Source organism: Acinetobacter sp. YH16038 (genome assembly GCF_013417275.1).
In the GTDB taxonomy this organism is placed as follows: Bacteria; Pseudomonadota; Gammaproteobacteria; order Pseudomonadales; family Moraxellaceae; genus Acinetobacter.
The window spans coordinates 119,324-129,788 of the sequence record NZ_VPEG01000007.1 but is presented as its reverse complement, the minus strand read 5'-3'; the positions used below and the strand labels follow the sequence as shown (position 1 = coordinate 129,788).

Annotated in this window: 10 protein-coding genes; 6 read left to right on the top strand and 4 right to left on the bottom strand. The window is 39.0% G+C overall.

Annotation, left to right across the window (positions count from 1 at the left end; all coding sequences use genetic code 11):
• The first annotated feature begins 709 nt into the window (after nt 1-709).
• Nucleotides 710-868, top strand: coding sequence for a hypothetical protein (locus FTV34_RS04690; protein ID WP_180069042.1), 159 nt, complete (start codon nt 710-712; stop codon nt 866-868).
• A 682-nt stretch (nt 869-1,550) separates the two neighbouring features.
• Here the strand turns inward: FTV34_RS04690 and FTV34_RS04685 are convergent.
• Nucleotides 1,551-1,736 carry a hypothetical protein gene (locus tag FTV34_RS04685; protein ID WP_004784145.1) on the bottom strand — a complete coding sequence of 62 codons (186 nt, stop codon included), beginning with the start codon at nt 1,734-1,736 and terminating at the stop codon, nt 1,551-1,553.
• A gap of 858 nt (nt 1,737-2,594) precedes the next feature.
• Here FTV34_RS04685 and FTV34_RS04680 point away from each other — a divergent pair.
• Nucleotides 2,595-3,377: an rRNA large subunit pseudouridine synthase E gene (locus FTV34_RS04680; protein ID WP_005236402.1), complete on the top strand. Its 783-nt coding sequence runs from the start codon at nt 2,595-2,597 to the stop codon at nt 3,375-3,377.
• Between the two features lie 8 nt (nt 3,378-3,385).
• Here the strand turns inward: FTV34_RS04680 and FTV34_RS04675 are convergent, their stop codons facing one another.
• Both FTV34_RS04675 and FTV34_RS04670 read right to left on the bottom strand, forming a co-directional pair.
• Nucleotides 3,386-4,744 carry a heavy metal sensor histidine kinase gene (locus FTV34_RS04675; protein WP_180069039.1) on the bottom strand — a complete coding sequence of 453 codons (1,359 nt, stop codon included), beginning with the start codon at nt 4,742-4,744 and terminating at the stop codon, nt 3,386-3,388.
• Nucleotides 4,741-5,412, bottom strand: coding sequence for a heavy metal response regulator transcription factor (locus FTV34_RS04670; protein WP_180069037.1), 672 nt, complete (start codon nt 5,410-5,412; stop codon nt 4,741-4,743). The genes FTV34_RS04675 and FTV34_RS04670 overlap by 4 nt, the downstream gene beginning before the upstream one ends.
• Before the next feature lie 174 nt (nt 5,413-5,586).
• On the opposite strand from FTV34_RS04670, the gene FTV34_RS04665 reads away from it, so the two are divergent.
• From FTV34_RS04665 to paaI, 3 genes are all read left to right on the top strand, one after another.
• Nucleotides 5,587-6,030, top strand: coding sequence for a heme-binding protein (locus FTV34_RS04665; protein WP_240904205.1), 444 nt, complete (start codon nt 5,587-5,589; stop codon nt 6,028-6,030).
• 31 nt (nt 6,031-6,061) lie between these two features.
• Nucleotides 6,062-6,460: a hydroxyisourate hydrolase gene (uraH, locus tag FTV34_RS04660; protein ID WP_180069035.1), complete on the top strand. Its 399-nt coding sequence runs from the start codon at nt 6,062-6,064 to the stop codon at nt 6,458-6,460.
• A gap of 170 nt (nt 6,461-6,630) precedes the next feature.
• Entirely contained in the window at nt 6,631-7,023 is a 393-nt protein-coding gene (paaI, locus tag FTV34_RS04655) for a hydroxyphenylacetyl-CoA thioesterase PaaI (RefSeq protein WP_180004073.1), read from the top strand.
• A gap of 71 nt (nt 7,024-7,094) precedes the next feature.
• Here paaI and FTV34_RS04650 read toward each other — a convergent pair whose 3' ends face one another.
• Nucleotides 7,095-8,798: a M61 family metallopeptidase gene (locus tag FTV34_RS04650; RefSeq protein WP_180069033.1), complete on the bottom strand. Its 1,704-nt coding sequence runs from the start codon at nt 8,796-8,798 to the stop codon at nt 7,095-7,097.
• Between the two features lie 175 nt (nt 8,799-8,973).
• On the opposite strand from FTV34_RS04650, the gene FTV34_RS04645 reads away from it, so the two are divergent.
• Entirely contained in the window at nt 8,974-10,287 is a 1,314-nt protein-coding gene (locus tag FTV34_RS04645) for a D-alanyl-D-alanine carboxypeptidase PBP6B (RefSeq protein WP_180069031.1), read from the top strand.
• Nucleotides 10,288-10,465: the final 178 nt, after the last annotated feature.

The following is a 10,465-nucleotide window of genomic DNA, read 5'->3' as shown; positions in this document are numbered from 1 at the left end:
GCTTTTTTAGCGTTGGTGCAGTGTCTATAACTGTCTTTAAATCCATAAATAGGTGTCCACTTAAATTTTAGTGGACACTATCGCGGTATTAATGAGTTAGAAAAAGTGGGGCTCAGCGGACGCTTACTATTCACCTTCATAATAATTGCCAGTGCAGACTCAGATCAACGCAATAATAGTGTATTTGGTATAAGAGGCTATAAAAATGTAGGCCATAGTTTTCGCAGTCAAGGAATAACTGGATGATCAGGTAGATTGAATATTAGATCTGTATTCAGAGTCATCTTGCCACTATTTTCAAGTTTAACAATTTATTAATTTCCGATTGTGCTACTACTTGCATAGAATCTGCTAAGGTTCAAATTTCTTAGCTCTATAATATTTTTTATTATTCCTATTTGAACTATTTTTTAATCCACATTATTTTATTCAATAAATGGTTATATTTTCTTTAAAGGAATTAAATTTTAAGGTTATTAAATTTATATCTTTCTCGTTATAAATTTAAGAAAATTTAATATTTTCAATTTCTAAAACATTTCTTTAATTAATTCTACAAAATAATTCATAAGATAATTGTTCTTACATAAGGTGAAAGGGTTTTCACGCTAAGCCCCAATATCTTACATAAGCAGACACCGCTCATACATGCCCAAAGCGTTTTATCCCCTACACTGAAATCAGGTTTTAGAAAATTAGAGGATTTTGTATGAAACAGTTTTCGAAAATTCTAATACTCATTACGATGGGCTTTTATGGTACTTCTACTATTGCAGCAGATGCTATTCCTTTGGAAGCTAAAGCCGCCGCAGAAGCACAAAAAGCTGCGCTAGAATATTCTGAAAATCAGAAGAGTGATTCAGACTGAAAACAAAATAAAGCCCACGAAGGGCTTTATTTACATACGGGAATCATTAGAAAAAAGTTATTTTAATAACTCAATGATTGTCCTACTCCATAAACCATCAAGGTAATAAGGAATACGACCAATGCGGAGACAGCTAATTCTGCTTTAGTCATGTGTTTTACCCTCATGGAGAGCTGTATATTATTTATACACTACATAAGCATAAAACCAAATAACAAAATATTACATAATCTTGAATATTTAAACTAAAGTAAAACACAACATAAGAGAGTAAAACTATAAATTAAACCTTAATTATCAATCAATATGTTTTTTAATTATCAATTACTTAAAAAATTTTATTTAAAAAATTAATAGATTATTTCTTTGAAATCATAAAATAATCTTTGTTTATAAAAAATTTTTCTATGTAATATATTGCCATTCCAAAATTTAAGCTTCTGAACTTAATGTCTTTTTAAGTCATTTCATAGGTTTTAATTTACTATTTCATAATTTATTTTCCTTATTTGATATCAAATTAAAACTAAACACCTGATATGTATTTTTAAATAATCAACACTGCTAATTTATTTTCAATAAAATTCTCTTTTTTTCCATAAAGATCATTTTTTATTATTTTTAAAACCTCAATATATAAATTTAAAGATCCTAAATAGAAGGATCTTTAAATTTTAAATTACTACATAGATTTGAGTACTTCTAACTCGAAATCAAGCTCCATCATCTTTTCCAGATTTGGTACAATCGCATTCACCCAAGTACCACTATTCCAGACTTTCAGAATTCCATTTTCTTCCTTATAGAATGCACAGTCCTGAGCTGATATATGATGAATAACCTGGGTTCCTTCTGGTATATTTCTCATACAGACCTCCACACATTTGGTTTATTTTTTAATTTAGCAGAAGATTTGAATTTTTCGTTTACATTGCTTTATAGAGTTGTATTAATTGACTATTTAATAGATTAATCATGTAACTTTAATTTTGATATAACTTTTCTTACTCATCTTATCTAAAAATATTTAAATGATAAAAATAAAAAATCCCAACAATATATGTTGAGATTTTCTATTTATAATCAAATTAAACTAGCAGTAAATATAAGTAATGCTCAGGCTATAAAATCTCGTAAAATGTGTTGATTTATCACTTCATCAAAACTTAGATTTGAAAGATTTTGCTTGTTATGTTTGATGGTTTTATAACAATAACTCGCTGCAATACCCATACTAATTAAAGTCAACAATTTCATTGTTCACCTCAAAATTAAAAATATTAGAAACTGTGAAATTAAAATATCAGCTTGCTTTGTAGTGGTCTAAGCCAGTTTGGAAAGCTTTTGTATGGTATGTAAATCCGTTAAGACCATTTCAGATCTATAAAAAATCATTGTCAATTTTTTGCTTAGCCTTGAATTGTCTGATCTTCCCTTAACTGACTCGACAAGTTCAGTAGAAAATGAAGATCATTGAGGATTAACATTCTTAAACGGAAGATCATATTTGAATACAAAAAGTACATCATTTTAAAGCGGCATGGTCGCAATCAGATTAGATACAAAACATAAATTCAAGGAAGATAAATCAGAATCTGCTATGATAGCTTCCACTTAGTGGACTCTTTTATGTCTTCCCTTATCTCCTACTTGTAAATAAAGGAGTATCACAATGGGCAACATGACTTCCACACCAGAATTATTTTATATATTTTAGTAGGTTAAAGTGAAAATTGTCATTCTTAACAAGCCTTATGACGTCCTCTCCCAATTTCGTCCAGATGAAAAACATCAGACTATGGCAGATTTCGTAGACGATCCGGATCTGCGTATTGCCGGTCGTCTGGATATGGATTCTGAAGGTTTGATGTTCCTGACCGATCATGGTGGTTTAAACCAATATATTACCAATCCAGCCAGCAAAAAATTCAAAACCTATCTGGTTCAGGTCGATGGTGATATAACCGAAGAAGCTTTGGAACAGCTTCGTAAGGGCGTTGAACTGAATGACGGTATTACGCTGCCAGCCAAAGCAATTAAAGTCACTGAACCGGAATGGTTATGGGAGCGTAATCCTCCTGTACGTTTCCGTGCTTCTGTTCCAACTTCATGGGTCGAAATTTCAATCTGTGAAGGCCGTAACCGCCAAGTTCGTCGTATGACTGCAGCAGTCGGCTTTCCTACCTTACGTTTGATCCGCACCAAAATCGGTTCGATTGATCTGGTTCAATTAGGCTTACAGCCAGGTGAAACAAAAGAAATTGAACCCCTACTTTATCCAGACTTTAAAGATGTGCCTGCTCAAGAACCTTACCGCTCGCGCTCTTATGTGAAAAAACCGGGTGGTACCGGTGGTAAACCAATTAACAAGAAAGTAACTAAAGACGGCACTAAGAAAAAAACCGGTACACCGCGTATCTGGCAAATGGAAGAAGGTGAAAAACCACGTCGCAAGACCAATGGTACCACCCGTCCAAATACCAAGAGTCGTGGCCGTCGTACACGTTAAGCCACTGCTTAGATCGGGAAGATCAAACTAAAGACCACACCTTGAGGATGGTTATTCACCTGAACTTCCCCCTGATGCAACTGCATAATCGACTGTACAATCGCCAAGCCCAAACCACCCGTTTGGGCTTTTTGATGCCGGCTGCTATCAACTTGATAAAAGCGTTCAAACAGATGGGCTAAATGCTGCTCGGGGATCTGTACACCTGCTGTCAGCACATCAATCCGACAGCTATTTTCTGCAGTCATCGCCGTGATTCTGATCTCGCCATTTTCTTTTCCATACTGCACTGCGTTGCTGAGTAAATTGGCAAGCGCACGTTGCAGATGTTCCGGATGCGCAGCTATATTCAGTTGAGCCGGAATATCCGTATAAATAGATATATTTTTTTCTTCTGCCAGAAACTCAAAATATGCCAGCAAATCTTCTATGATCTGGCTAAGTTCTAGTGTCTGTTTTTCTATCTGATAGTGGCCATGTTCAACTCGGGCGATAAATAGTATGTTTTCAATCATCTGAGTTAGACGTTCATACTCTTCCAGATGGGAATACAGCAAATTTTCTAATTCATCGCGACTGCGTGACTTCGACAAGGCAATCTGGGTTTGCCCCATCAAGTTATTCAGGGGCGTTCGTAATTCATGGGAAATATCTTCAGAAAATCGGGCCAACTGTTCATAGCCTTGCTGTATTCGGTCCAGCATGGCATTCATAGCCTCTGTTAGTTGCTGCACCTCAATAGTTCGGGATGGCAACTCGATACGCTGATCCAGCTGCTGCACATTAATTTGCTGAGTGGCGTAAATTAATTGGCGCATGGATCGCAGTAGATAGTGTCCCATCAGCCAGGCTAACAAAGTAGATAAAATAATACCAAGCAGAGTGTAGATCACTAATTTTATCAGGTAATGTTTTAAAACCTGTTGCCCTGCTGCGAGCTGCTTACCGGTAATCAGTTGATAAGACTGTCCATTAAAGTCCACTTGCTTAAATGCCAAACGGGTCGTGGGTTGTTCAATCTTATTATTTTGATAATTCAGCTTGGTGTGATAATCCAATAGAGGAATAGCGATATTTAAAGGATTAATGTCAATCAAGGTATTCTGAGCATTTTTAAGAATCAGTAAGTTATCTTCCTGTCCAAGCATATTCTCATAAAGCTCCGGATGCTCGATCAGCACCTGAAAGCTTTGCTGATCAGCCAGAAATATTTCTATTCTGGAAATCCGCAAGGCCAAAGCTTCATCCTGCTGTTGTTGCACCATCTGCTGCATATTGTGATAGGACAACCCGCCGATACTTAAAAAAACGATACAGGAAATAAGGCCAAAAGCGATGCCGAGACGTGTGCCCAAATGCATTTTCATGCGTGCACATCCAGCTTATAACCCATACCACGTACAGTATGAATAAGTTTTGGACTGAAATGGTCATCAATTTTAGAACGTAATCGGCGTACGGCAACATCAACGACATTGGTGTCGGTATTGAAATTAATATTCCAGACTAGTGAAGCAATTTGTGTCCGGGTTAAAACTTCGGACTGGTGTTCCATCAGCAACTGTAAAAGCGCAAACTCCTTTTGGGTAAGCTCAATTTTTTGCTGGTCTCGAAATACTTCCCGGGTTAAACGATTCAGCTCTAAATTGGCCACCTGATACATTTCATGTTCAACTTTCGGTACACGGCGCAGCAGGCTTTTTATTCTGGCCAAGAGTTCGATATAAGAGAAAGGCTTGGTTAAATAGTCATCTGCACCCAGTTCCAATCCTTTGACCCGGTCAAGCACATGATCTTTGGCAGTCAGCATAAGTACGGGAACTTTAGAAAAAGTACGTAAGGTTTTGAGGACTTGCCAGCCGTCCAGGTCGGGCAGCATCACATCCAGCAATACCAGATCAATCTGTTGCTGTTCCAGCACCGATAAGGCATGCAGGCCATTACCCACTTGTGTAGTCTGGTAGCCGGATTCATTTAAGCCTGTAGCCAAGAAGCCGGCAATTTTGGTTTCATCTTCTACAATTAAAATATGCATGGGCTGAGTTTAATCAATTTCATACGGCGCAAAGATTACAAATTGGTAATCTGATTGTCATCCATGAGCTTCCATTCTTTGATTATGATCTTCTCAATTTCTATATGACTGAACATTATCATGAGAAGTAGATTAAATCAGAGAAAAATATTTTTATATCTAGCGAGTTTAGCAATGGTTAGCTTAAGCCATGCTGAATTAAAAACGGCCTATATTATGGACTTGAGTACAGCAAATCAGCTTACTGAGAACGTCATGCAAGCTTGTCAGAAAGCCAGCAAACCCGCTGCAGTCACAGTACTGGATCAAGGCGGCAATGTCTTGGCCAGTCAACGGCATGAATCTGTCGGAATTCACAATTTAACTGCATCACAGCGTAAAGCCTTTACTGCATACTCGACTAAGACCAGTACATTGGATTTCATGCGTCATGCACAAAAGAACCCGGATGCACAAAATTTAAATACCCTGGATGAATTGTTATTATTGGGCGGCGGGGTACCTGTGGTTTATAAAAACCAGCTCATTGGCGCTGTTGGCGTTGCAGGCTCTGGTGGCTCTGAACAGGATCATCAATGTGCCGCACAAGGCATTCAACATACTTTAAAACAACTTTAATTTTATCTATCTATTGAATAGGAACAGACCTATGAAAAAAATTATTTTTGGTGCTCTTCTAGCGGTGACAGCAAGCTTTTCTTTTGCACAGAATCCTTTAAGTGTGCATGTGCTGAATCAGGAAACTGGTCTGCCTTCCGCCAATGTCGCGGTGATTTTGGAAGCTCAGCAGGGTGACAAGTGGGTAAAACTGAATGAGTTAAAAACAGATACCAATGGCCGTATCAAAGAGTTTTATCCTAAAGATACAGCTTTACAGAAAGGCATCTATAAAGTGACCTTCAAAACCGGTGACTGGTTTAAGGCCAATAATCAACGCACCTTCTTCCCTGAAGTACCTGTGGTATTTACGATTGACGGTGCTTTGGAGCACTATCATATTCCGTTATTACTGAGCTCTTATGGTTATTCAACCTATCGTGGCAACTAATTCTTAATCCCTAAAAGCGTCATTTTCATGGCGCTTTATTTTGAAGCGTAAAACAGCTGCATTGCATCATTCATCTGGCTTTCGCTTGTTATTTATCTCCTAGAGTGCTATTTATGATTCACATAATTAATATTTTTAAAACAAAGTGTATCTAAAAAAGGAGTTCTGCAATGGATCAGCAAGTGAACCAGATGTTTAATCAGGACCGATTAATTCAGTATCTCGGTGCACATCTAATTTCCTATAACCACAATCATGCGAAGATTGAACTTAAAGTGTCTGAACAACATTTACAGGGACATCAGACCTGTAACGGCGCTGTGATTTTTGCATTAGCTGATGCTGCATTTGCCATTGCCTGCAATACCGGCGAATACCCAGCAGTCGGCCAACATTGTGGTATTCATTATCTGAAACCGGCACTGCTCGGTGATACCCTTACCGCCATAGCTGAACATAAAGCCAGTAGCGGTCGCAGTGGGATTTACGATATTCAGATCCTGAATCAGGAAGATCAAATCGTGGCTGAATTCCGTGGAACCTCACGACTGATCGTTAAATAATTATTCTAAAACTTAATGCAATAAAAAAACCGGTGCATCAACACCGGTTTTTTAAAACAGCAAATGCTAAATTAAGCTTTCAACCATTTCTCAGCTTTAGTTTGATCTTCAACTTTCAATTCAACTTCAGTCAGTTCAGAACCACCATTTTGAACGTCAAAAGTCATCAGCTCATCACGACGGAATGCATGGACAGTATACGTACCTTCCTGTTTCGCATATTTCTCGACAAGTTTCGTCGTTGCTTTAAGTCCATCAATCGCCACAATCACATCATTCGCTGAAAGGCCCGCTTTCACCCCTGCTCCATCACGACGTGCAGACTGAACCAGCACACCTTCAGGCTTATCTACAAGTTTCAAACCAAATGGTAATGACTTGTCATTTTTCAGGGTATAGCTCACGCCAAATTCAGGTAATAACTGATCTAATGGCAATTCATCAGTAGTATTGATCAGGTGATTAATCTGTTCTAACCAGTTATCACCAGTCAATTCCTGACACAATTCGAAAATAGTGCGTTCATTGACCTGAATGCCATTTTGCGTATTTTCATATAGCTTACGCATCAAAGCGTCCAGACTTGAGCCACGCAGACGTAAACCTAGATCCAGACAAAGTGCAACTAAACAGCCTTTATTGTAGTAGCTGGTACCGGCATTATTTGAGTTTTCATCCTGACGATAGAATTTTACCCAGGCATCAAAGCTAGACTCAGATACTGACTGAATAAAACGTCCCGGGTTTTGCAAATAACGGTCAATCTGCGCTTTGAGCAATGCAATATAAGATTCCTGATTAATCACGCCACTACGGAGCAGAATCAGGTCATCATAATACGACGTAAACCCTTCAAAGATCCAAAGCAAAGAGGTATAGCCTTCTTTATTTAGATCATAATTCACGAAGTTTTCTGGACGAATAAATTTCACTAACCATGAATGGAAATACTCATGACTACATAGGCCAAGGAAACGCTGATAATCTTTCGATGGCTCTTCAGGCTCATCTACTTTAGGGAAATCATCACGCGGTGTAATCAGACTGGTTGAGTTTGGATGCTCCAAACCGCCATAGCTGTTCCCGGTGGCTATGGTCATAAAGGTATAATCATTGAATGGCGCAGAACCGAACATGGAAATTTCTGTCGCACAGATTTTTTCAATGTCCTGCTTCATACGCTGTTCATTCATCGCATGCTTGCCTGACACCACAAACTCATGCGGAATGCCATTGGCTTCAAAGCTGAAACGGGTCTGCTCTGCCAGTTCAAACGGCGCATCAATCAGTTCAGCATAGTTTTTAGCTTTTAAGGTATAACGACCTTTGACCAGAGTTTTGGCCTGCATGCCCGTCGCAAGCTGGAAATGTTTCAGTTCATCCGGCAGGAATACTTCTACTTCAATTTCTTTATGTTCCTGACCTTCCAGCCCTAAACATGCACAAGCCGGGTTCACATAAAGACGGTTTTGATCCACATATGCACCACGAACAGACAGGTCATACGCATAGACATCATATTCCACAGTAATCAGTTCATGATCCGTATTGAATAAACGCCATTTATTCTTTTCAAACTTCTGGATTTGTAGCTGGCGTCCATCCTCATCATAAGCCTTGACTGCTTCAATATGCTTGGAGAACTCGCGAATCAGGTAACTACCCGGAATCCAGGTCGGTAAAGAAAGGACTTGTGTTGGGTCTGCTAAAAAGCGAAGAGTTACGTGAATAAGGTGCTGACGATAATCGTCAAATTCGATTTGATAATGCAACATAATGGGCGATATAAAATACAAATAAATGAGTTATAGCTTAGCTTAGCATTTTTTAGGCCAGTATTGCTTAGCTGTCGCATTTGTCTACATTTCTGACTAGCTATCCTTAAAAAAAAGGCATAGCATGCGTGAAAATTAAATCGTTCATCGACCGGTTGGTTATTAAGGAACACCTTTGAAATACATCATCTCACTGCTTGCAGTTCTTAGCCTGTTTGTGCCTGCAATTTCATATGCTGCCCTTCTGAATATTTTGCCTGAAAGCGTTGAAGCAGAAGCCTGGACCATTCTTGACTCACAGTCAGGCCAGGTCATTGCCGAACACAATGCCGACGTTCAACGTGCTCCAGCTTCCCTCACCAAAATGATGGTCGCTTATATTGCATTGAAAGAAATTCAGGCGGGTAAATTAGATAAAAGTGAAGTATTAACTGCAACACCGATTGTGAAAACAGTGATGTGGGATGAGTCACAAATGTACCTGAAAGAAGGTGAGCAGATTTCGATTGATCAACTTCTGGCAGGTCTGATTATCATGTCGGCGAATGATGCTGCTGTGACATTGGCAGAAAAAATTTCAGGTGATATTCCGAGCTTTGTCGAGCGAATGAATCGGGAAGCAAAAGCTTTAGGTATGGTTCATACCCATTTCCAGAATCCGGCCGGTATTACCATGCCTGAGCACTATTCTACTGCAGCGGATCTGGCGCGTTTGTCGGCAGCCGTGGTCAATCAAACTCCGGACTATCTATATTATTCCAAACAGCCAAGTTTTACCTATAACAACCATTTCCACCGTGCCACTAACCGTGTGTTGCAAGTGGACTCAAGCGTCGATGGTTTAAAAACTGGCTTTACTCGTGCAGCCGGCTATAACCTGGCGCTCACCGCCAATCGTCCAACTTATGATATGGAACTGCCCCACCGTCGTTTGATCGTGGTTGTTTTAGGTACCAAAAGTGCTGCCAAACGCGCTGAAGTGTCGCATAAGTTGATGAATTTGGCGTATACCTATACCCGTAATGAAGTCGCCATTAAAGACAAACAGCTACTCGCTGAATTACCGGTGATCAAATCGACTTTGAAAATGTTTAAGGTTCAGACTAAACAGCCGCAGATTATTACGACATCTTTATATGATCAGAATTATGCCATTGACCTGAACCAGTTCGATCAAAACCATCAACGGGTGATGTTGAATACAGGTGATGGTGTAATGCAAAGCATTGAACCGCTCCATGAAACCCAAACCCATATCAATGTAGAAATGACTGCTTCTGAGTTAATTGCACCTATGGCCAAAGTGATGCCATTAGCGACGATTCATGTCTATCAGAATAATCAGCTTATTCGTACCATCCAGATTGAAGATATGGTGGAACTTGAAGAAGCCAGTTTCTTCCAGAAATTTCTGAGCTGGTTATCTAGCTTCTTTGGCATCTTTGCAGAAAATGCACCAAGTGCCAAACTCTATCCAATCCAGAAATAAACACTGAATACAGTTAGAAGGCCTCTCATTTGCCTTCTAACCCCCCTTAAATTTCTCCCTTTTCTCTCGTCAATTTTACCTCCCCTGACATAATTGCTACGTTTTGTAATTTGTATAACAATTCTAATCAAGACGGCCTGCTGCCCATGCCATAGTATATTTGGTCTAAATTTCTCTT